General features: G+C 32.5%; 25 protein-coding genes. 9 read left to right on the top strand and 16 right to left on the bottom strand.

Annotation, left to right across the window (positions count from 1 at the left end; all coding sequences use genetic code 11):
* Positions 1–57: 57 nt before the first annotated feature.
* From H7355_RS14135 to H7355_RS14090, 10 genes are all read right to left on the bottom strand, one after another.
* Positions 58–405 carry a hypothetical protein gene (locus tag H7355_RS14135; protein WP_186648928.1) on the bottom strand — a complete coding sequence of 116 codons (348 nt, stop codon included), beginning with the start codon at positions 403–405 and terminating at the stop codon, positions 58–60.
* A gap of 39 nt (positions 406–444) precedes the next feature.
* Positions 445–924: a hypothetical protein gene (locus H7355_RS14130; RefSeq protein WP_186648926.1), complete on the bottom strand. Its 480-nt coding sequence runs from the start codon at positions 922–924 to the stop codon at positions 445–447.
* Positions 902–1,258, bottom strand: a complete 357-nt coding sequence (locus H7355_RS14125; RefSeq protein WP_186648925.1) for a hypothetical protein — start codon at positions 1,256–1,258, stop codon at positions 902–904. The genes H7355_RS14130 and H7355_RS14125 overlap by 23 nt, the downstream gene beginning before the upstream one ends.
* A 108-nt stretch (positions 1,259–1,366) precedes the next feature.
* Entirely contained in the window at positions 1,367–2,164 is a 798-nt protein-coding gene (locus H7355_RS14120) for a PD-(D/E)XK nuclease-like domain-containing protein (protein WP_186648923.1), read from the bottom strand.
* 40 nt (positions 2,165–2,204) lie between these two features.
* Positions 2,205–2,609: a hypothetical protein gene (locus H7355_RS14115; protein WP_186648921.1), complete on the bottom strand. Its 405-nt coding sequence runs from the start codon at positions 2,607–2,609 to the stop codon at positions 2,205–2,207.
* Positions 2,610–2,660: 51 nt separating this feature from the next.
* Positions 2,661–4,649, bottom strand: coding sequence for a DNA polymerase (locus H7355_RS14110; RefSeq protein ID WP_186648919.1), 1,989 nt, complete (start codon positions 4,647–4,649; stop codon positions 2,661–2,663).
* Between the two features lie 19 nt (positions 4,650–4,668).
* Positions 4,669–4,941 (bottom strand): hypothetical protein, encoded by a 273-nt coding sequence (locus tag H7355_RS14105; protein ID WP_186648917.1) that lies wholly within the window; start codon positions 4,939–4,941, stop codon positions 4,669–4,671.
* A 158-nt stretch (positions 4,942–5,099) separates the two neighbouring features.
* Positions 5,100–5,237, bottom strand: a complete 138-nt coding sequence (locus tag H7355_RS14100; protein WP_186648915.1) for a hypothetical protein — start codon at positions 5,235–5,237, stop codon at positions 5,100–5,102.
* Positions 5,238–5,406: 169 nt separating this feature from the next.
* Positions 5,407–5,868, bottom strand: coding sequence for a glycosyl hydrolase 108 family protein (locus H7355_RS14095; RefSeq protein ID WP_186648914.1), 462 nt, complete (start codon positions 5,866–5,868; stop codon positions 5,407–5,409).
* Positions 5,855–6,085, bottom strand: a complete 231-nt coding sequence (locus H7355_RS14090) for a hypothetical protein (RefSeq protein ID WP_186648913.1) — start codon at positions 6,083–6,085, stop codon at positions 5,855–5,857. Before H7355_RS14090 ends, H7355_RS14095 begins: the two co-directional genes overlap by 14 nt.
* Before the next feature lie 1,926 nt (positions 6,086–8,011).
* On the opposite strand from H7355_RS14090, the gene H7355_RS14085 reads away from it, so the two are divergent.
* On the top strand, positions 8,012–8,866 hold the full coding sequence (locus H7355_RS14085; protein ID WP_186648912.1) for an Abi family protein: 855 nt from the start codon (positions 8,012–8,014) through the stop codon (positions 8,864–8,866).
* A gap of 396 nt (positions 8,867–9,262) precedes the next feature.
* A complete protein-coding gene (locus tag H7355_RS14080; RefSeq protein ID WP_186648911.1) occupies positions 9,263–9,784 on the top strand; it encodes a GNAT family N-acetyltransferase in 522 nt (173 codons plus the stop codon).
* A 400-nt stretch (positions 9,785–10,184) separates the two neighbouring features.
* Here H7355_RS14080 and H7355_RS14075 read toward each other — a convergent pair whose 3' ends face one another.
* From H7355_RS14075 to H7355_RS14050, 6 genes are all read right to left on the bottom strand, one after another.
* Positions 10,185–11,105, bottom strand: coding sequence for a hypothetical protein (locus tag H7355_RS14075; protein ID WP_186648910.1), 921 nt, complete (start codon positions 11,103–11,105; stop codon positions 10,185–10,187).
* A gap of 82 nt (positions 11,106–11,187) precedes the next feature.
* Positions 11,188–11,856, bottom strand: a complete 669-nt coding sequence (locus H7355_RS14070; RefSeq protein WP_186648909.1) for a hypothetical protein — start codon at positions 11,854–11,856, stop codon at positions 11,188–11,190.
* A 569-nt stretch (positions 11,857–12,425) separates the two neighbouring features.
* A complete protein-coding gene (locus H7355_RS14065) occupies positions 12,426–12,869 on the bottom strand; it encodes an RICIN domain-containing protein (protein WP_186648908.1) in 444 nt (147 codons plus the stop codon).
* Positions 12,870–13,017: 148 nt separating this feature from the next.
* Entirely contained in the window at positions 13,018–13,872 is an 855-nt protein-coding gene (locus H7355_RS14060; RefSeq protein WP_186648907.1) for an alpha/beta fold hydrolase, read from the bottom strand.
* A gap of 5 nt (positions 13,873–13,877) precedes the next feature.
* Complete coding sequence (locus tag H7355_RS14055; protein ID WP_186648906.1) at positions 13,878–14,261, bottom strand: hypothetical protein; 384 nt, start codon at positions 14,259–14,261, stop codon at positions 13,878–13,880.
* 134 nt (positions 14,262–14,395) lie between these two features.
* On the bottom strand, positions 14,396–15,970 hold the full coding sequence (locus tag H7355_RS14050) for a methyl-accepting chemotaxis protein (protein WP_186648905.1): 1,575 nt from the start codon (positions 15,968–15,970) through the stop codon (positions 14,396–14,398).
* 438 nt (positions 15,971–16,408) lie between these two features.
* On the opposite strand from H7355_RS14050, the gene H7355_RS14045 reads away from it, so the two are divergent.
* The 7 genes from H7355_RS14045 (at position 16,409) to H7355_RS14015 (ending at position 23,295) form a co-directional block, all read left to right on the top strand.
* Positions 16,409–16,567, top strand: a complete 159-nt coding sequence (locus H7355_RS14045; protein ID WP_186648904.1) for a hypothetical protein — start codon at positions 16,409–16,411, stop codon at positions 16,565–16,567.
* A 319-nt stretch (positions 16,568–16,886) separates the two neighbouring features.
* Positions 16,887–17,948, top strand: coding sequence for a M12 family metallopeptidase (locus H7355_RS14040; protein WP_186648903.1), 1,062 nt, complete (start codon positions 16,887–16,889; stop codon positions 17,946–17,948).
* Positions 17,949–18,465: 517 nt separating this feature from the next.
* Positions 18,466–18,984 (top strand): hypothetical protein, encoded by a 519-nt coding sequence (locus H7355_RS14035; protein WP_186648902.1) that lies wholly within the window; start codon positions 18,466–18,468, stop codon positions 18,982–18,984.
* Between the two features lie 10 nt (positions 18,985–18,994).
* Complete coding sequence (locus H7355_RS14030; RefSeq protein ID WP_186648901.1) at positions 18,995–19,792, top strand: dioxygenase family protein; 798 nt, start codon at positions 18,995–18,997, stop codon at positions 19,790–19,792.
* Positions 19,793–19,941: 149 nt separating this feature from the next.
* A complete protein-coding gene (locus H7355_RS14025; protein WP_186648900.1) occupies positions 19,942–20,715 on the top strand; it encodes a hypothetical protein in 774 nt (257 codons plus the stop codon).
* A gap of 17 nt (positions 20,716–20,732) precedes the next feature.
* Complete coding sequence (locus H7355_RS14020; protein ID WP_186648899.1) at positions 20,733–22,604, top strand: S8 family serine peptidase; 1,872 nt, start codon at positions 20,733–20,735, stop codon at positions 22,602–22,604.
* A 25-nt stretch (positions 22,605–22,629) separates the two neighbouring features.
* Positions 22,630–23,295 carry a hypothetical protein gene (locus H7355_RS14015; protein WP_186648898.1) on the top strand — a complete coding sequence of 222 codons (666 nt, stop codon included), beginning with the start codon at positions 22,630–22,632 and terminating at the stop codon, positions 23,293–23,295.
* The last annotated feature ends 221 nt before the right edge of the window (positions 23,296–23,516 follow it).

Raw genomic sequence — 23,516 nt, 5'->3', positions numbered from 1 at the left:
CTCCGGCATTTTTAAATTAAATTGTGATTTATATTTTCGACGAGGGCGTTTTTTTTTTTACCATAATTCTTCAATTGTTACTTTATATCGTTTTACTGTATCCGGAGCGTTTGTATAACTAGTGTAGTAATTAATAGACGAGTCTTTTTTTTCTTTAGTACAATTTTCAATTTCTGCAGGGTTTAATAAAACGGTAAATTCGTAGCAATTATATTCTTTAAATTCGGAAGGCTGGGGCTTTAAAAACGTGAAATATTCCATTTTATAAGTTATAGGGCTATCGCAGGGCTTGTATAAAACTAAACTGTCAATTTTGTGTAGCCAATACACGCACCCCGTCTCGTCAACCATTTTTTTTCCGTCTAGCATCATTTTAAACGCTTCAACTTCTCTAACGCCAGTCATATTTTACCCTTCTACTGCGGCAATGCAGCTAAATAATATTTAAATTAAATTGTGATTTTTTAACTGTGATTTTAAATCGTCAAGTGACGTAACTACCAAAACTATCGCACCGCACGCCTGTAAATCCGCGTGCATTTTCTGCTGTTCTGGCGACAAAACTCCGCCAAAATTGCGTTTATATTCAACCCAAAACACGATGCGTTTAAATTTATTAAAAACCAAGGTGTCGGGAATTCCGACGGCGGGATTAGGGGCAAGGTAGCCGCTTCGTGTAGGTATCCCCCCTGTAAATAACGTAACGGCGGTAAATTTTAGAAAATCCCGCATATATCCGTTACAGGAGGCGCGCACATCTCGCTCAAGTTGTCCGCCGCTCTGCGGCTTTGAAAGTTTAATGCCCGCCTTTTTTTGCGGGCGAATGTGTTTGTTTTTGTCGCGAGTTTCCTGTGCCAGCCATTCTTTTTGCGAGACTGCAGTTGCTAAAATTTGCTCGTACTTACTGAGTTTTTTTGCTGTCATATGTTTTTATTTCAGCAAGTTTAGCGATAGTGTCTTTTATTTCAGAAATACTTTTATTATGAAAATTACACCAAAGTGTGTGCAAATTAACTTTTAAATCTGTGAGTTTCCCATGCGCTGCATACATGTCGTCCATCTCTGGGCTGTTATCCAGAAAATGAATATACTCTAGATTTTCTTTATTAGATTTTTTTAGCCATTCGTGCTCTTCTGTTAAAGATTCGAGTTTTTTAACATTGCGTTCATTTGCTTCTTTTATCTTTTGTAGTTGTTGATTTAATTTTGCATATAAATCCGATAATTCACAATATTTTTCCGAATAATTTGTATTCATTTTTTAACTCCGTGTATTAAATTTTAAATATAATTATTACTAAACGATAGATTTAATGTAGTTAAACTGTAGTAAAATTAAGGATAAACCCGCAGATAATGTGAGTATTTAAACTACAGCTAATCTGTTATAAATTTTTTCGCCTGCTAAAATCTGGCTGCGGTACAAATCAATTGCGGTATTTAATTTTCGCAATCCCTCAGTAATTACCGCTTTTGAAAGCTGGTAAACATAGGTATCGTACGGCGCAAACGTTTCTAAAAAAACCATATAATACGGAATTTCTAAAATAGGAATTCCCGTCTCCTCAGATTTGCCGACAAGATACGTCGCTGCCTGCATGTCATAGTGTTTACTTTTAATAATACTATAAACATTTTCCCTACTCGCGTCTGTGCTAGTCGACTTTAAATCGGTTACAAAATCGTCGCCTTCTTCGTCGAGTCTCGCCTTAAATTTTAAATCGTCATACGTGAAAATGTGTGTTCGCTCTATGTGCGTTATTTTTTCGCGCAACCGCTGCACGTCGTCGTTTTCCTGCCAACTTTTTTCAATGCCTGTGAGCACTTCTAACGCGTCTGGTGGTACGATAATAGCCCCCGCGGGTAGCGACTTTTTAAATTCTGCGAGAATTCCTTTCCCTTCCGTCGTGTTTCGGGGGTTTTTTGCGTCACTGCCCGCCTTTGTTTTTATGCCTGATAAATCGGGCTCAAAATGCACTTTATCTTTGTCATTTTGCAGCCATGCGTGCGCAGCACTTCCAAGTCGGGTTGCGTCGTTGCCTGCCCACGGATTCTCTTTTTGCAGTAAATATTTTTTTGTCGAATGTAAAATGTATTTGAATGTTGAAAAATTTAATCGGTCGAGGCTGCGATATTCGTTCTCGCCCATGATGATAGCTGTCATAAACGTCCTTGTTTATTAGAGTTAATTTTTGAGAGTTTTTTTACGGTACTCGGGTTGCTTCAAATTTAAATAATGTTTTTTTAGAGTCTTTAGGGCTCGGTTTTCGGCCGAGGTATTTAATTTCAACCTTCGTTTTTTTCTCAAAACCCCTTAATTTATATTCTAAATCTGTATGCAGCGGAATCATTACATCGTCGCCACTTTCTAGAGTTAAAAACATCAGTGTACCGTAAGAATTTTCGTGAAAATTTGCAATTGTGCCAGTTATACTTTCGTTTTCATATATTAAATGAAATTGTTCGGGAAATTTTTTCTCGATTTCTTCTTTATTTAAGAAGCGTTTCTTTATTTCAAAATTACCGTCCTCTTGTTCGAATTTTACAATTTTGCAGTGTTTTTTCTCAGGTTTTTTAGCAACGAAAGTCGTAGATGATGTGTTTGTCATTTTATTTTCTCCATTATTATTATTACGTTTTTTTTATTTTGCTGTGATTTATTAAAGTAGGGCGCTAATCTTTTGCCAGTCCTTTTGGCCTTTTTTATCTATCCAAACATCCCCGTGAGATATAGTTTTCACATCGACACGTATGTCAATACAATTTTGACCTAGAATGTTCTCAGTTGCTTGTCTCATTATTTTTCTGAGTTTCGCTTCCTCCTCTTCTTTTTGTTCAGCTTTCGCATACACATAACATGCATCATGCAGCGAACACATAAAACGTACGTTTTCAGCAGTACCCAAAACTATAGATTCTCTTGTGATTGCTGCGCCAGTGCCTTGAACGGGCGCATTACTTACGCTTGTTATCCGAGGATTATCACACCACAAAACCCACTGGGGCATGACCACGGGAACTCCCGCTTTGTATTTTTCACGCAACTCATGCACCCATTTCCAGTACAACTTAAATACTGTTTTATGGTGGTTAATTAGCTCAAGCGTTTCTTCTAACGTAACAGAGCGCTTACAATCATACGTTAATTTTTGCTGCAGCAAACCTGCACCCATTCCAAACTGCAGACCCAGTACGGTGGATTTGCACAAATCGCGCTCAGCTTCGTGAGACGCTTTAGTTGCGTCTTGCGGGACCATTCCTGCCATTTTCGCGAATGCTAGATAGACATCTCCGGAGTTGTACGCGTCTATTAAATTATTATCTTGAGAAAGCCATGCGGCGACTGCGACTTCTTGCTGTGAAAAATCCGCGCCGATTATTACGTACCCTTCGGGCGGTTGAATTATCGCACGCAACCAGTTTGACATTGCAAGCGGAAATGTTTTTGCCTTTGCAGCATTTCTTCCTGTTTGTGTGCCAAAAATTCCGTAGAATGGCCGCACTCTACTGTCGCGAAAACTGTACGCATCGAAAAAACCGTTGCTATTTTTACCGGAAAACCATTTCAGTGACGCGTCTAGTTTATTGTATTTATAAAGAGATTCTACAAAAGGTAAATGACGGTACGATTCTAAAGTTTTTTTAGCTGTGCTCAAAATCTCCTTTTTGGGTTTAGTTGTTTTGGATTTATCTTTCTTATTTTTACTATCTGTTAAAGGCCAAGAGCTTAAGTTAAATGATTTAATACACTCTTGAATCGCTTTTGTGTCCTTTCTGGGAGGCTCAGGTTTGTACGTGTGCACACGGCCATTTTTGTGTATTTTATCAGGCTTTTGATACTCTTTTAAAAATACGTCGCTGCTGATTAATTTTTGAGATTCATTGTTGACCTCCAATTTACCGGACTGCAGTAATTCTGGCGTTTTTTCTATGATACGCTTCAATAAATCATAATTAATGCTAATGCCTTCGCTTTCGCACATTGCGGTTGCTGCCGCATACCGCCCCCGCTTTAACATATCACTTTCAAAATTTCGCAGCCCTAGGCTGTAATACTCGTGCGTTATTTGTTCGTACATGGGGATTAAATTGTGCACGTCACTGTAACAATACTCTAAAATTTCCTCCTTATATTCACTTATAAGTTCAATATCTTTCGATAAAATTATATCGCGCATTTTATTTTTGCGCTCTGTATCTTCGACAACCCCGAGTAATTTAAAAGCCGCATTAACATAATTTGACGGAATTTTTGCATGACTTTCGTCATCCTCGCCTTCGTCTTCGTCCGCTACATCTCCGTACTCGGACGCAGGCGGCGGAGTTGAAAATGTGCGTACGCCCTTTTTGTTAATGTAACTACCGTAACTAAATTTATTGTTAGAATTCTGCAGCATGCGAAACTCTGCGTATAAATCAACCCACTCATAATCATGAAAAGGCTCTAATCCGAGCGCTTGCAGGCAACGGGCTTCAGCAATCGCGTAATACGCTGTAAGTCTTTTAATGCTGCGGAGTTTATCAATGAGTGCGTGCGTATCGCTGCCATCTAATAGCCAATATTTTGTAGTGCCAACTACTGCACAAACGAGAGTAGGGTTGCGCTCGTTTGCGTTAAAAAATTCAAAATCTATTGGAGTTAGTAGCATTGTTACTCCTTAATTATTATTATTGTCGTGAGTATATGTTCTGGCGGTGTGTACCAGATGAATAATGCGCGTCTATGTTAGCTATTAGTGATTTTATTTCTTCCACAAATTCGTTTAAATCCGCTACAGATTTTTTGTGTCTTTCAATTAAATTATTTATGTTTTTTATTTTAATTTCCGCTTGCTCGATGTAGTAATTATATCTGTTTAAATCTTTTTCTTTGCTTGCAGTACGCGTTCCTACATAACCGCGATAAACTATAGCTTTAACGATGGGTTTTATTTTGCTCATTTAACCGCCTCGTTTTTAAATTTTCGACTGTATATTTACTACATTTTTTTCTTCGTGTATTTTCGTGACATATTGCACAAACGCATATGCAAATTACAAACCCCGCCCCAATTAAAAATAGAGTTGCGATTGCTGAAATAATATCTACGAAGCCTCCTTTAACCGTATTTTTTCTTTGCAAACATGCACATAATCCACACAAAAATAATAAAAATTACGTACAAAAATAGAGGCAGAAGGTTACTTAAAAAACTTCCTACACAGAGCACAATTCCGACCGTTTCCGCTGCGTTCATTCAATCGCCTCCTATTTAATTTAACCGCCGCAAAACGGCGGCTTATTATTGCTGTTAAACAAAAAATACACACATAATGCCGTGACGGCTGTAAATACTAAAAATACAACCGCCGTGAGTGCCGAGGTTTCCAAAGTAGAGCCTCCGTTATTTAATTTTAATGTGATTTTTATACTATTTTTAACCCTGTCTCAAAATATGTTTTAATAACGTCCAGTCTGTTGAGCCAGCCGCGTAAAAAAACTTTTTGTGAACTATCATTCTCTGCAATTTTACTGAAAAAATCCTTGCGGTACTTGTAAATATCTGCGGGGTTTTCAATCTGCATTTTTTTGTAATTTCTGTAACCGCTATTTACGCACATATCAAAATAATTATAGTGGCGTTCGATGTTGTCACAATACTCGACAGGCTTGTAAAACTCTTCACGATATACTAGCCGCGCGCCTCCTGTAGTAAGTCCAGCCACAGACGCATGAGGCTTTTTGTATTTATCTCGGTGTTTGTCATATAATTTCTGCGTAATTCCAAATTTTGTGTGCCCGCCGCGGTCGTTGCTGTGGTTGCTTTCGCCGCCTTCCAAAAACATCAGCAATTTAAAAAATTCGTCGAATCTATCATTTGTGCTCAAGTTCGCCTCCTTTCTCGAGAATTTGCGCACCGTCGCTCTCGAAAATTCGCGCAAACTGCTCTGCTCTTTCTAATGTTTTAAAATAACCGAGCGTTTTATCGCCGACGATAACTGCAAATTTATAACCGTATCGCATAAGTAGCTCCTGCTTTTTATGTGGGTATTTTTCTAGCAAATCGGAAATATCGACAAACGAGTGCGGGTCGTCGCCGCGCATGTGTTCCTCCTATTTTGTTGTTGTGTTGGCTGGACGGTAGAGGAGAGCTCAAGATTAGGCTCTCCGTTTAGCGCGGATTCTGTGGGGATGTATAACGGTAAATTAGAGCATTTGATTTCTCCTTTGTTCTTCAGGTTTTTGCTGGCCTAGTGGGAGCATTTATAGATTTTAGAGAGCTATTGATACTTTAATTGTAGTATACCCTCCTACCCTATTTTTGTAATTTTAAAAATTTTTAGGTAGTGATTTTAGTGATATACAAATGTATGGTAGTACCCTGCGGTAAAAATATTTTACCGATACGTGCTGGTAAACCCTTGACTTAAATTTATGTATAGCTATAGTAGTTTTAGTGCCCGTCATGTACGCGCGCTGGAGTGTGTGTTTCGACTGGTAATCGAAACGTTAAAAACACATTCGCAAAATAGAATATCGCCACCATCTCTTGTGTTTTTCTCGTAAACTAACAAAAAATGTGGTGGCGAAGGCTCTCGTAATTTCGATGTAATTATTAAGTGCGCTGGTATTTTATAGCAATATTGGCGCATAGCCTTTTTATATATATATATAATTTTATTAAAAATGCAATAATTGAAAATATAGCAATATCTGTCCGCAACTAACGTGTTGTGGTTTTTTTATTTAAATTTAGTAGTAGGGTAAGTATCGCTCATTACTGTGCCCATAAAATTTGTTTATAAACACATTAATGAGAGGACTAAGCTCTCTCATTTTCACATCTCCTTGCGGGAGTATACTTTTTCCTCAATTGTTGGTGCAATTGGGCTTCCTCGGGGGTTTTTATAGCAGCCGCCGAGTAGGTCAGTTAGGCTATATCCTAGCATTGGTAGTGCGACGGAGTGCTTACCTGCCTGAGGTTTGTCGCACTTGGGCAACAAAGTCTCTTGTGTTTTTCTCGTAACCAAGTTTTATAACTTTTCCCTAGGCATGTCAATCTGTTGCGATAGATTTTTTCTCCAAAAACCATAACCTGCTATAATAATTTTTATATGGCCAAAATTTTTGCAAAAACTAAAATATAACCAAAGAAATCGGCCGCTCAACGATTGGTAAGCTGCAGACACTACAGCGTATTGTAAAAATCGCCGATTTTAGCATGCTGTTATACATTTCCAAGGGCTGTAGTTAACGGCGGGAGAGTGGCAGGCTTTTCAGGCGAGGTGCGGGAGCTGCTGCGGTGTGCGGCTGTGTGCTATAGTCTGGCGGTTGAGTAAAAAGCCCAACCCTTCTCTATAAAATTGAGAAAACGATAAAAACAGAGTTTCTCAAACTCCTATCCTCTCTCTATATTTTATTATTAATTAATAATAATATTTTATATATACTAAAGTATACTATAATAAACGTACCAGCCTCAAATAACTGTCTTAAATTATAGCAACTGTGATTTTAGGGTTGGGTTCTTTTCGCAACTGCCAGACACAGTAAAGAAGGCCGTAGCGGAGGCAACAAAAGGCACCGCCGTCTGCCATCACTTCTGTTAGTGTATCTGTGCCTTTGTTTTATGGTGGGTTGTCGTGCGGCCTCCGAGTAGATGACCGCTTTCTAAAGTAAGGCAGCGAGTGCCGCCGCAAAAACCGCCGCAGGAACCGCCGCGAGCCGTCGAGTACCGTCGTGTGCTCCGGAGGGGGTTCGAATCCCCCGCTCTCCGCCATTTTAAATGGCTGTGAAATAAATCAGGGTGTTGTCAGATATATTAATTTTTTTAATTAATTTGACAGTTATAATGACGATTTATAATATGAAGTTAACAATACTTCCCAAGCCTCTCGAAGAAGCTCAAAGCGGGGAGTCTTTTTTTGTATATATCTAAAATCTTATAAAAATTGAATAAAAAACTTAAAAAATTATGAAAAAAAACCTCTTAATTTGAGTGAAAAGGTAGATCTGCTCAAATCTAGAGGTATGATAATTACAAATGAAGACTTTGCACAAAATACACTTAAACACATAAATTACTATAGATTAAGTGGGTATTGGAAAATCTTTGAAGAAAAAATTGATAGTGAAAATCATAAATATCATAATAATACGAGTATAGAACGGATTGTAAATTTATATTTATTTGATAAAAAATTTAGATTATTAATATTAGAAGCAATAGAATCATTCGAAATTTCATTTAGGACAATATGGGCTTATACTTTAGCGATAAAAAATAATGACTCACACGCTTATATCGATACAAAGAATTTTGAAAAAACGGATAAACATATAAGTCATCTGTCTGATATTATGAAGAATTATTCTATCAGCAAAGAAGATTTTCTAGTTCATTATAGGACAAACTATAGCAGTCCTATTTTTCCACCAATATGGTCAATTTGTGAAAGTTTTTCTTTTGGTACATTGGTGAATTTATATTCAAATCTAAAAATAAATTTAAAAAAAGATATAAGCAGAGAATTTCACTTAGACGATGAAGTTTTTGAATCATGTTTAAGAAATATAAATGTTGTTAGAAATATATGCGCTCATCATGGACGTCTTTGGAATAAAAAGCTAACATCATGTCGAATGAAAATTCCTAAGAAACCAGAAAAATTATATGATTTATGGGAAAAATCTAAGAACGAAGATTCTAAAATATATAATACCATTTTAATTCTAAATTATTTTTCAAATATTATAGATTATAAATCTAAATGGATTTATGAATTAAACAAGTTTTTAATAAAATCTATAGATAATAAAATAATATATGTAACTGATCTAAAAATGATGGGTATAAAATCTCTTTCAGAACTTAATAAATTATAAAATAATTATCCTGAGTTGCTTGTTTTCACGGATTCTTTATTTTTTGGTGAATTTGTTCTAAAATATTATTTAATTTATTTAGAAGACTCATCGCAAAAGATCTCAATCCGAATTGCACCTTGAAAAGAGCGTATTTTTCTATAAACTAAAAAAATTTATTTTATGTGAACATATTTTTTTTGATCAATTATAAGTTTCATCAAAAAATAATAACAATTCAAATTTATAATAGCATTGATTAAATGAGAATAAAATTATATCATAATTTTAAAAATATATCATGAATAATATCTATTTATATATATAATAATATTATAAAAATTTAATAAAACTTGTTTTAAATTAATTTTTTTGTCACTATGATTTTTCTTTTATACCAAAGACGGGAGTCTGTGCATGCAATTAAATATTAAAGAATTAAACAAAATATTCACACTTAGAACATTAACATTGAAGGATTTAACTGATGTAATGCATTTACACGACTGTGCTTGTCAAGAGTTGGGTGAAAATAAATATTATGTTGATATAAAACTTACAAAAGAATCACTTGCACAAAAATATAGTTGTGGAATTTTTACAGAGGAAAACAAAATAATTTCAATGAGACTGGTACATGTTGGAGTTATTGGGGATAAGTATTTAAATCTTTTACCAATTTTGGAAAAGTCTCCAATAGGCGCTTACTTTCCAGGATCTTATGTATTTAAAAAATATCGAGGCCTTAAGTTGGCTTCTAAAATGACAAATAATGTAATATTTAATTTAAAAAATAATGATATAGAGCATATCTATGCGACTGTCCATCCGGAAAATATTTCAAATCAATCTCTTCTAAAGTCACAAGGATTTATTGAGGTTTATCAAGGTGTTTTTCATAATTCAAAGCCTAGAATTTTGTTTTATAAAAAAATTTGAAAATATAAGAATAAAGTTAATTTTAAGACTGTTATATTCAAGAATTTTATTGCTATTAAAAATATTACAAAGAAACTTATTTCTATTAGCCTTCAAATAAATAATTTTTATCAATCTCATTGAAAATTTTTATCAACCTGCTAAGATGCCTAAAAGTTCTTTTAAATTAATTAATCAAAAGCTTTCAGAAAAAGGAGAAAACAAGGATTAATAAATCAAAAATTGAATGATTTATGCTATATGCTAAATTTATTATTAAAGTATTAGAAGTTCACTAATAATCTTAATATTGGGGCATCAGTAATTGCCTCTTGGCATCATTTAAACAATAGTAATTTTAGTAATACTCAGTTTGATGCTATTTTAGGTTATGATATTTAGAAATAATCTAGATTTCTAACTATTGAAGAAGCGTTTCGAGCGATTGCATTGGTTCAGTGGTCGAATTAAAGTGGGGGTGTCTTTTTAAAGTTTCGATAAGTGTCCGCAAAGAAGTTGGTGAATGAGTACTGCCATTAATATGTTGTAAAGAGTGCATAAAATTAGTTGGATTTCGAGTATTATCCATTATAAAATCGCTTGGTTCTATCATCCAATGCAATGTTACTACTGCTCTTTTTGTTTGAGCGTCAATGACTAAAGAATAAAATGAAAAATTAATATGGGGTGCGGCTGCTATTGCAGTGTGTGCATTATCAGGTGAAATAAGATTGTCATGAATATTGACATTAAATGGTATCAGTTTTTTTTCTAATATTTGATTACTTAAAGATATATTTGAATTACTATAAACAGTCATCAAAATATCCCTATTAAATATCGATCCACTATACGTTGATGGAATATATGGATAGACCCAATTATGAACTCTTAAAACGTCTACTCGAGGCGCATCATACGTTTGATGTTTATGTTGAGCAATAAAATACAAATCCAATGAATTTAAATCATGCGAAATTATTTCCTGTTTAATTTCGATTGGTATATTATTTCGAAATTCCTTTGGAAGTTTTAAACAATAGACTTCTTGTCCAGCATTTGGATAATCATAAGTGGCTATTCTTGGTGACGGGCAAGTACTCCCTTGATTAAGTTCCGTGTCATTAAAATTGTTAAATCTACTTTGCAATCCTCGTGGATGAATCAATGAGTTTGTTTCTAAAAATCTTCTTTTTCTTTCAGCTAACTCTTGAGGGGTTAGCGCAAGCTCAAATAGGGCACTCGAATTGTTCTTCGATTTGGAAGATTTAGAATTATCACAGCCATTGGCAGCAATTAAAATCATTGGGATATATAATGTTAGCTTATAATAAATACTCATAATTCCTTATAATATTTACCGAAACCTTTTAGTATTTTTTTTATCGGTCAAAAAATGGAAAAATTAAGTATAGTTTTTCTTGTTACTTTTTAGTGTGAGCCTTTTCATGAACGCCTGATTTCACTGGCAAAAATCTAATCAATAATGCTTGTGAAGGAATGTCTGTAGATTCGCAGAAATTTAATCCTTGGCAGGTTAAAAATGTCGAAGAATGACTTGAAATATATTGCAGAGCATAGGCAGATCCAACAGATGTATTTTTAAATTTAATAAACTGAAAAATATGATCTTTATTTGAAATACTTTCTTTGTGAACAATTGGAAAATATATTCCGTTGTCATCCATTTTAACAAAATACGAATCAGTCTGTTCAGAATTTTTAAGATTAATAAAAATAAAATCTTTTTCTCGAATTTCACGATCACAAGGAATGTTTTGAGCTGAAAGGAATTGAACAAACCCTGTCGCTCTTTTTGACTCATAAATAGTTCTTGCAAGATATTTTGTAAAACCAAATAAAGAGTTTTTAGGAATTATAATCCCATCACTTGTTGAAGCATTATATATATCAGCCGTACCCATTGAGTAGGTGTTACAATATTGTAGGGGTGTGCCGAAGTGATCTAAGACTATCGGCTCAAGTTGCGCAATATTATTAATTCCTTCGTCAGCATTATTAATTCCTTCGTCAGCAAAGGAGACTGTAAATGGAAAGCAAGATAAGATTATAGAACAAAATAATTTCTTCATTACTTTTTCCTTATTTATAAATTTTTTAATTTATTTAAATTGAGCTATATAATTTTAAATTAATTTACTATTACAGAGTCAAAATAAAAAAAAAAATCTTCCTTGTCAAGATAATAAATTAACTTATTACGTTGACAAAAGAATGTTGGATAAATAAAAGAACTAAATTTTGATTTTTAAATGATTTTCTAATGGATAAAGTGAATAAATGAAAATTTTATTTCTGCCCAAACTCATCATGACATGTCTTGAAAGTGGTGCGTGTTCTAAATTCTCTCTTACCCTCTCAGCTGGCAATTATGAGTAAACAGAATCTCTTTTAAATATGCACAAAAATGACGCATATATCTCAAGACAAGAAGAGGTGTTTAGAACCATAGCTTTGTCATTGAGAAATGTAATTTTTCTAATGTATAAATTCGTTGTTTAGGTTGAGCTGCAATTTCTTTGCTCTGTTCAAAATATTGGTTATTCCGTAATATTAATTAAAACACCGATGACAATAATAATGACTTATAGTTATAGGTGTTTTTATGGGGATGCGAGATGGTTAAATAATCTACTTTAAATTAATTGGTTGGATAGATAGACCACTTTTGGTAGTGTCCACCATTATACGGAAGTGAGTAAACAGAGCCATTATAATTGCTATCAAGGTAACGACCAGTAGCTTTATTTTGTAAGTAATATCTATCTTGAATTCCGCTAAAATAAATATACCACTTTTGAAAATCGCCTCCATTTTCTTGAAGAGTATAGGCATTCCCATTAGCATTGCTATCAACAACTAAGCCTGTTTGTACATTTTTAATGACGCAAAGATTTTGAACGCAATTTAAGTTCCATTTTTGATAGTTTCCACCATTTTGGGGGAGGGTATAAATATTGCCATTATAATTGCTATCGAGCAGTCGACCCGTTTCAAAATTTTGTAAAATTACCATAGCATTTGCTAAAAATGGGCATAAGGCACTTATGATGGATGCTATAAATAAAGCTTTTTTTAATAACATATATACTCCTTAAAAAGGTATTGTTTACGAAAATAAAAAAATATATTACGCATCAAAATTTGACAAGTTTGATCGATTTTCTCCGTCAAATAATTGATGGTTATATTCAGTAAATTTATAAAATTTTTATAAGTTAACTTTGCTCTGTTTAGTTGATCAAAAACATTTGAAAGAAGTCCAAAATCTTTTTATTAACAGCTTGACTTATAGTAAATCCATCGCCTGTTCCTAAAAATTGATCAGATGGATTTTTACTGAGCATGGATTGAATAGCTAGTTCAATTTCTGGATGGTATTGTAATGTTGAATAATCTGTAAAACTCAAATGCATACTATATGAGTCATCATTATATATATTGTTCACGACAAATAAAAACTCATCAGGCGAAGGTCGTTTATTTTTTGGGGGGCAATAAAATGGAAAGCATTTGTCATTGCTTTGTTTATAAAATTGAGATGAAAATATGTGCATAAAAGGAATATTTACTAGGTTCGGACAATTGTTTTGACATAGTAAATCGATTGTTAGATCGAGAGTGACAATAGCTTTCACCTTTAATTTTGTTTTCTGAGCGAAATGCGCGATCGTGGAAGAACCTAATGAATGTCCAACTAGCGCAATTTTATTCCAATCTATTGAATTTAAAATTTCTTCTTTTGTATTTTTAATTTTTAAATGTGAGACGCTAAAGGCAAGATCACTTATAGAATTGTTAAATAGATCATTTTTTTGTTCGTCTGAATCTGGTGTTATTATATTTGCGATGAGACCACTTGGCATTTGCAAATCACCACTTATAAAAACACTATTGAGTCCAATAACTATATAACCATTACTTACTAGATGGATAATAATATTTTCATACTCTTGAGCAGGAATACCATATCCAGGTACGAAAAAAATCACGGGAAATTTTCCAGGTGCTTTTTCAGCGTGATGAGTACTATGACTTTTTAAATTTTTTATTTGTGCAAATTCTTCATTTTTTTTATTGCCAGACATTTCTTTCATATCAACAATGAGATTGGGTAATAGGATGATGTTTTTTGATCGAGCGACGGATAATAAATTCGGAGTAAAATTTCATTGCAGTGTTTCAGATTGTGTGGGCTAAAATATACTTTAGTTTTTTCTAAATAGTATGGGCTCGGGCACATTGAGGTATTTATAATATGTTTATCAATATATCCTACAAAAAATTCTCCAGATGGGGGAAGGAGATAGCTTGTATCTGGATGCATTTTTTTGATTGAAATTTTTTTATAATTGTCTTCTTTTTCAACTTCAAGAAGAGTATGGAGGACTTGTTCTGCTTTTGGAGTAGTCTTATTTTTTAAATCCAGGGAACTACAACCGGTTAAAAATGAAAGAATGAATAAAAATCTTAGCAATTGCATTTTCCTTTTTATATATTTTAAAATGAATTAAAAACTTAGGGCATGATAACTTCTTACTCTTTACTTGAAAGCAAATAAAAAAGCAATTAAAAGAAAGGTAGAAATCAAACTTCATTGCCAAAAAATTTCTAAATGCGTTTTCCATAAACGTTGGTTATAAGATTTTCTACTACTTTATTTAAGGCATCTGCCTGTTCAAAAAGTTCTTCAGAAATATTTGCAGCTTCTTCACTTGTTTTAGAATTTATTTGAGTGACAGAATGAAGTTGATTGATGGCCTTATGTATTTCGCTTGCACCCCTTGATTGTTCTTTAGTGCCGAGTGATATTTCGTTGGCTAACTTTGTAACTGCTGTAACATTTTCTACTATATCATTAAATATTTTTGCACAATTTTCAGATACCTCAACTCCGAAATCAATTTTTTCTTTACCAATTTCGGTAATTGATTTGATTTTTAACTTCAATTCAGAGGTTATTAGCTCTACTTTTTTTATACTATCATTTAGTATTTTTGCGATATCTTTAGCTGCATCTCCACTCATGCCAGCAAGATTTCCAACTTCCTCCGCAACAACAGCAAACCCTTTGCCTTGTTGGCCTGCGCGCGCTGCTTCTATAGAGGCATTAAAAGAAAGAAGCTTTGTTTGAAATACAATTTCATTGATGACTTTTGTTTTATTTTGGATTTCGAGAATGAGTTTTACTATTTCACCCATTTCTTTATTGCTTCTGTCTGCTTGATTTATAATCGAGCTATTACTTTGACTAATTTCTTTCATCGCATTAAGCATTTCGTTGATCAGATCTTTTCCATTATCTACTTTTTTCTTTGACTCTCTAGATTTTTGTTCAGCATTGGAGGCACCATTAGCTAATTGTTCTGTCATTGAGCTTATCTGTGTTAAGGAACTCACGGTTTCATGTAAAGATGAAACCTGTTCAGAATTCGTACTTGCTATTTTTGTAGCAATCGTTTGCATTCTTTTTGAAGATGTCTTTAATTTAGTTGAGACTGTTAATATTTTATTTACTAGTAGATGTAATAAATTTGTAGATTTATTTATGAAAATAATTATAAAAAAAAGTGTAAATATAGAAATTACAAACATGAGCAGTGATGCATAAGTAATTGTGTTCTTTATAGTACGGGAATTTTCGTTCGAATTAAGTTCAAAATCGTTGTTTGCCATATTGATAAGATTTTTTAGACTGTCCAAAGCATTCCGATCTATACCTTTTACAGCACGATCAGCCTCAGACATTAAAAACTGATTTTGCGTGAGATAGTTATATCTAGTGGTTATATATTTTTTTTCTAGTTCATTTAAATCACTGATAAATTTTTCAATATTTGGTAACTCAATCTCTCCGAGAAATGGCTTTAAGCTATTTGCAATTTCTTTTTGCTTATTAATTGCATCATCCATTCCTTTGCTGTGTTTATTTAAACTTTCTAAGTCTTTTCCTCGTATGAGTATATTCTTCCATTCTTGAACCATAAGGCCGAAATTTCTTTCAATTTCTGCAATTTTTCTATATTTATTTAGAGAAATTTTACTACTTTCAGCTAATGATTCGTATACACTATAAGTTTTAAAGAAACCAAAAAGACTTATGCAAAAAATGAGAAAAGTTGATATTACAACAGGAATTATGATTTTAGATTTCAAACTGAAATGATCGTTAATCATAGAAGTCATTTTAAGCCTCCAATCTATCAGTCTACTATAATTGCATAAAAAATTTTTGTCCTAATTTATCAATTGTGATTGTTTTGAAATACGAATGCATATTTTCCAGTGTTAGCTGACTGGAAGCAAGATTGAGGTTTTCTCTAAAAATTTTTATTAATTGTTTTATTTTGGTAGCTTATTTTGGAAATAGCAATGCCCAGATAATTTTTTTTGGATGGAAAGCAAATATTTTGTAACTATATGATTTATATTATATTGTTAAATTTTTTAAAAAGTAACACTGAGACAGAAGTTAGTAAAAATCCTTATTTTTCAGTTGGTTATGGCTGTTCGCCTGTTTTACGATATTCTCTCATTTTGTTTTGCTATTTTCAGCCATTAAATTTTTTCTATTATAAAGCTCAGAAAAAACTCTCCGATAAGTGGTTTGGGGAGGAATCCATTATGAATATGAATCCAAAAAAAGAAAGAGTCACGAGTGAAAAATATACTCGTGATGGAGCGAAATATGTATGCACTCGCTGTAAGAAAAAATATTTTTCAAAAGATGAAGTTGAAAAATGCTACGACGGGCATCCAGTAAAAAAAGAAGAAACAGTTTGATTCCTCAATGCAAAAATCACAGCTCAATGATGTTAAATTATTGAGCTGTGGAGTAATTTTTTGTAATTTATAACGAATATGATTTACTAAATAATTAGCTCTAATCATTATCCACCTTAATCTCTAGAACAATAATTAAAACTGTCTAAAAAATACGCATATTTTTGTTAACTAAACACTCTTTTTATTAAATGAATTGAAATAACTAATAAAAATATATATATATTTGCATAATAAAAAAAAATAATTTATATATTTAAAGTGTTTTGTAAATTTAGCATTTGTGTAAAAACATGCTTTCATAAAATGGAGAAATTTTATGTTTAATTTTTTGATTAAACAAGTATTTTTATTTGCTCTTTTTCTAGTATACACTCCCTTTTTGTCAGCTATTGAAATAGAGAATACGCTGAATGAAGATTTAGCAGAATTGCAACCCATATCCGATGTTCAGCGTGTAAAAAGAAGCGCTCCAACTTACCCAGAATTATTATGGCCTGATGGGATCGTCCGTTATATGTTTGAAGAAAATAAATTTACAGAAGATGAAAAATCCAGTGTGAGATCGGCTATGCAGACTTTGGAATCTTATGCTAATGTTTCTTTTATTGAAAAGACAAATACAAGATATTCAAATAATCATGTTATGATTCAAAAAGGTCAAACTTGTAGCAGCAGTATCGGGAGTAACCCAATAGTAAAGCGAGATGTTACGTTATCAAATGATGTTCCATGTTTCCGCCATAAAATTCTTTTGCATGAGTTAATGCATACGCTTGGATTTCATCATGAACACGTCCGCTTTGATCGGGATCAGTATGTTGAAATTGAAGTAAAAAATATTAAGCCTAATGGACTACATAATTTTCATAAAGTTGGAGAGATGTCAGTACGATTTGGTGAATATGACTATGATTCTATTATGCACTATAGTTCAAGAGCTTATAGCAAAGATGAGTTTAATTTTAGGTCTGACTTAACCGTGAAACCCCTTAAGGAAGGTGTGAAATTAGGTTACAAGGATCAGCTAAGTGCTGGAGATATAGATGGGCTAATTCAAGCTTATGGGCCATCCTTAAATAGAAATGCAAAGTATATTGAATTTAAAAATAGTGCAGGCTTTAATGCGCAAATTGAAATTAAATATTATTATGATCAGACCAATTCAAAACAATCAGATTATTATTCTTGGTGGGGAATGATGGGTGATAAAAAAACTTACACATTGCCAAGCAATGTTGATTTCGCTGAATTGAAAGTTTCTTTCCGTAGTATATTTGATTGGTATGACTTGGAATATATTACTGTCTTAAAAGACGACTTGCCGATATGTTTGGAAACTTGGGGAACATTGTTTTCACCCCAATTGAGTCGTTGCTAAATCAGTTTAGGATTGCTTAAGAATACCAGTCTATGTTTGAGTAAATGAATGATTAATACCAGTGCATTTTAGTCAATTAAAAAAAATCTCATTTGAGTTTTCATTTAAATATTCAGATGGATTTTTCACAATCTCCTAAAAATTTTTTGGTACTTTATTATCATACTTAGTTTCTACCTAATTTCGAAATTCATAAGGGGGATCGTCTTCGCTCCCATTTAGCCAATTTCTTCAGGTATAGGTATTGTGGTAAGAAAAGATGATTTAAATTTGTCCATAAACTTTTGCATAACTCGTCGCAATTCACATTTTAGAAATACGTTCACTTTTTCTAAAAATGAAGATAATTTAATTCTGGCATTGCTGGCCATGAATCTGATATCATTATTCAAAACATGTTCATTCGCGATTGTTAAACTTCATTAACTGACTTTTGCAGAAAACATGCTTGAAAAAAAGTTCTCTATATTTTTTGGTATATAATCTAAAATTCATAATCTATTGGATTGGAGTTGATATGCGGATCATATTTATTTCCGGTGATGGACATGGTGCGGGGAAAACATATTTAGCAAAAAGAATAGCCAGTGGAAAAGAACAGATTTATTCAATTGCTAATATGATTCGCAAAGAGCTTTCATTGGTTTATCCCAAATATGATTGGTATAATAAGACTCCTCGTTTTAAAGACACAACAATTGTTAAAGAAACAGGAAAAACAATTCATCAAATGCTTGATGAATTGGGAAAAGAAAAAAAAAGTTTAAGTAACATATATTGGGCTAAACAAATAGTTGAATTGATTACTTACAGTAGAGATAGTGAAAATTTAGACATAGCAATTATAGATGATATTCGTTTGATTGATGAATATCTTTATATTAAAAGCCAATTTCAAAAAGAACATATTACCCATTTTCATGTGATCAATGCCAACGCAAAACCAGAGCCAATGTATCAAAATAAAGAATTACGAGAGCAAGCAGACTATCATATACTTTCTCGGATGGTTTTGTCTTCAATGGGTGTAAAATAAAGGGAACTATATGCAAAAACAACCTGTTCTTTTTATCGGGCATGGTTCGCCTAGGAATGCTATTGACGAGTCTGGATTTAGCAAAGCTCTTAAGGAATATGGCAGGAGTTTGCGCCTGAATACTCCTAAAGTGATATTATGTGTATCTGCGCATTGGTTTGTAGATCGTTTTTTCATTGCTAAAAATGAAAACTCAGATATTATTTACGATTTTTTTGGATTTAATGAAGACTTATCGCAATTCAAGTATAAATATAAAGGATCAAAGATCTGGGCACAAAAAATAAAAGAGGTTTTTCAGACTGAGCCGTTAGAATATGATGAAGAGAGAGGAATAGACCATGGAGTTTGGAGTGTTCTCGCACACCTGTTCCCAGATGCTGATGTGCCTGTGGTCCAAATGAGCATGAATAGAAAATTTAGCATAGAAGAGCACTATCGCTTTTATGCTAAACTAAAACCTTTACGAAATGAAGGTGTTCTCATGATTGGCAGTGGAAATATAGTCCATTCATTTGCTGGATTGAGAGAAGAAATAGATGCAAAACCTTACGATTGGGCCTATGACTTCGATGCAAAAATAAAAAAATGTATTCTAAACAATTCAATAGAGGAATTACTGCATTACGAAGCATTTGGTGATTGTGCACGACGTGCAGTTCCAACTATTGAACATTATTTGCCTCTTATTTTTTCCATGAGTTTAAAAGAAGAAAGCGATAGGATACTTTTTATATATGAAGGCTTCCAATATTCAACTATGTCTATGCTATCTTTTGCAATCGCAGACGGGTTAAAAAATTTTTAAAATAAAATCCGGGTAAGTTCATTATTTTTAACTAGGAAAATAATTATATATTTGTCAAGAAATAGACTTTTAAGGTAAAACTATAAATTTATAATGGGACTAAGCGGATAAAAAATAAAATTCAAAAACTATAAATATTGGGGATAGAATTGAATTACAAAATTATCATAACTGTATTAAGTGTAATTTTATTTGTCTTTATTGGAATTAAATTATTAAAAAAAAATGAGAAAATCGAGAATATAAAATTAGAAGAAAAAATACTTGAACAGCCCATACAGTCAAATGCTCAAAGTGAAATAGAGATTAAAAATAATCCAGGGGAATTGAATCAGGATCAAAAAAGAATATTAAGTAAAGCACCTAAAAATCGCTTTGAAAGAGATATATTAATTCTAGAAGAAAAATATAATATTTTGCATAAGAATGTTGAATTTAAAGAAAGTGAATTTAAAGTATTTTTAAAAAAATCAACAAATAAAAAAATTCCAGCTACAAATAATTGGTCTTTTGTAAAAAATGTTCTAGCAATTGACAAAAAATATTTAAAGGATCCAAATAAGAAAATATTATGGGAAGATGATAATTTTTATTATGTTCGAACCAATTCATCAAATATGAATGGTTCATATGAACATTTCAATCCTAATTTTTCATTAGTTGCTTTCCAGAAGGAGACATCTTCTGTAGGAATTTTTAATGGTTTTTTTATTGTAGAATTAAAACAAAAAATAAATGATTTACTTGCATTTGAAACTCAAAATAATGTGAAAATAATTTCTTCTTATCCAAAAAGCAATATTCTTGTACTTCGTGCAAGAGAAAAAAGCAATATTTTACAAACACTTGATACATTAAAAATAAATCCAAATATTAAAAATTCAAATTTAGAAATAATTACAGATTTTCCAGTGCCGAATTAATGCTAATGAGGTTTTAAATGTCTAGTAAAAATATTTATTTATTTTTAATTTTTCTATTCGTAGGATGTGGAAAAGAAGGAAAAAATCAAAATATTTCATTATTTGATAAACAGTGGCATTTAAAAAACACCGGTCAAAAATTATTTATCAATGAAGTTGGCAAGCCAGGTGTGGATATCAATTTAACATATCCAAGTCAATATACAGGAAAAGGGGTTAATGTGCTCGTTACAGATTCAGGAGTTGATTTTTTTCATCCTGACCTTGAAAAAAATATGAAACCGAACTCATTTATAGATATTACAAATTCATCTGCTCCAAGGGTTTTAAATAAATATAAATTGGAATTTGGAGAATCCCATCACGGGACAAGCGTTGCCGGGATTATTGGAAGTTCTATCAATCCAAACAATCAATTTAGAGGTATCGCTCCCGATGTTAAAATTGCCTCTGCAAATTATATGTCTACTTTTAGACTCAACTATATTTCTTCACTAATGAATGCACAAATGTTTATATATGTCTATGCTGCTAATAATGATATCAAAGTAATTAATGAGAGTTATGGTGCTCCAGCTTTCAGTTCGACTTCATTTTCTTTAGGAACCTTAAAACCATTAAATGATATAATAAAGGATAATATAAAAAAGGCTGGAGCTGGATTTATAATTGTTAGAGCTGCTGGAAATGATGCATGCAGTCAAGCTTATGCAGAAAAAATATTGAAAGCAAAAGGATTATCTTATCGGCGTGTATATGAAACTTTAGAATCTTTAACTCCGAATTCATTTTCATCTCTTGATTCTGATATGATTGAAATATTGAAAGCAATTCGACCCACATTATCGCAAATGGATTCTGATAACACAAATCCCTATAGAATTGCAGTGGCTGCATTAAGCGCTAATGGTAATATCGCAAATTATTCAAGCATTGGTGCTAATATTTGGGTGACCGGATTATCAGGCAGTGAAAGTAGTGTGCGTGCAAACGATGGGATTTTTCATTCACCTATTTTTAAAAAAGATTATCCTGAAATCCTTACAACAAGAATTGCGGGCATGCCAAGCAAAGGAGATTATTCTTTATTTGACCTGGGCTTTTTATCTGAAAATAAAAAACTAAATTACACAGCAAATTTTAATGGAACTTCAGCAGCTGCGCCAACGGTCAGTGGTGTTATTGCGCTTTTGCTAGAGGCAAATCCAAATTTAAGTTTTCGCGATGTGAAACATATATTAGCCAAAACTTCGAATAAAGACAAATTAACAGCAGATCCTAAACCATATTGTATAAAAATATTGGAAAAAATTGGTAATTACAATGCTAATTTTTCACAGCTCTGGAACATAGGTTGGGTACAAAATAAAGCTGGAAATACTTTTCATAATTTTTATGGTTTTGGTTTGATAGATGCGGATAGAGCGATTGAAATGGCTAAAAACTTTCATTCACCATTTGGAAGTGGAAATCAAGTCGAAGTTATTGATATAAAACCTGAAAATATAGATGTTGGCGCAGGCATGTCAGCAAGTTCTAGCTTAAATATGAATCGTAATTTAAGCATTGAAGCTGTTCAAGTGACTCCTTTCATAGAGGCTGATTGGCCAGATGGATTAGGAATTGTTTTAGAGTCACCAAGCGGTACCAAAAGCACATTATTATATCCTGGAAATTCATTGATAGCTCTTGAAAATGATAGCAAAATTAAAAATCTTTCATATCCTATAAAAAATTATTCAAAAGTGAATTCTACTACTGGTGGTGTTTATCTCTCCAACGCTTTTTATGAAGAAAGTTCGAATGGGGATTGGAAATTGACACTTTTAAATAGCAGTCATTCTCCCGCAAAATTAACTGGATGGAGAATTAAAATATTAGGGCATTAATTTTGATTTATGAATGAGGTTATTCATGGATTTAAAAAGAATAATATTGTTATTATTTATGATTGGTTCTTGGCAAAGCTCATTTGCTTTGGGAAGTAATTCAACATTAGATATTATAACAGGCATAGGTATTACGCGATATAATGAAAGCAGTGAAGATCACTCTCCCATTTCTAAGGTATCCCTTACAGGATTAAATTTAAATGGTTCTCTCTTATTTCCGTTAACTCAGGGACAATTTTGGTCTCCTATTTTGGGTGGAGGAATGACATTATCAGCTTTGTTTGGTAAAGAAAATATAGGACAGTATAACTCCTCTTCAGTATTTATGTCATCTTTGTTTTTAGTTGCAAATGGTGGATTTAAATTTGGTTCTACTCCTGAATTTTCTTTATATACACTTCTCAATCTTGGCTATTCTTTAAATGATAAACATACGGCTTCTATAAATACAGCTTTTAATGATTATCAAGTGGATACAGAAATTAAAAACCATTATTTGTATGGAATAAATATAATTGCGATGTTTGAAAAATCAAAAGATTTTAATATGGGTGGTGGCTTTATTTTTAATAGACATTCTATGAGATATGATAGTTTTATTCTTCTTGGTAAAGAGCCAACAAATATCGGTTTTGATACCAGCTTTGATGAATATTCTTTTAACTTTTTAATAAGTTTTAATTTCTAACTATAAATTTATGTTTAAAAATTATTAAATTCTTGAACGAGATCCGGATGCGGATTACAAAGTAACATTTTCAGCAGGAAAGTCTTGTAGAAGTATACAATAGCAAAGTAACGTAAATTCTATAGATATCCTAAGAAACAGATAATACAAGGCTTTATTTAAAGCGATTATGGAGTTTAAAAAGTTGTTAGAAATCTTGCTATTACAATTTAAGTTACAAT

It is taken from the genome of Fluviispira vulneris, from assembly GCF_014281055.1.
GTDB classification, from domain to species: domain Bacteria; phylum Bdellovibrionota_B; class Oligoflexia; order Silvanigrellales; family Silvanigrellaceae; genus Silvanigrella; species Silvanigrella vulneris.
The sequence above is the reverse complement of the archived record's forward strand: the minus strand, read 5'-3'. Positions and strand labels throughout refer to the sequence as shown.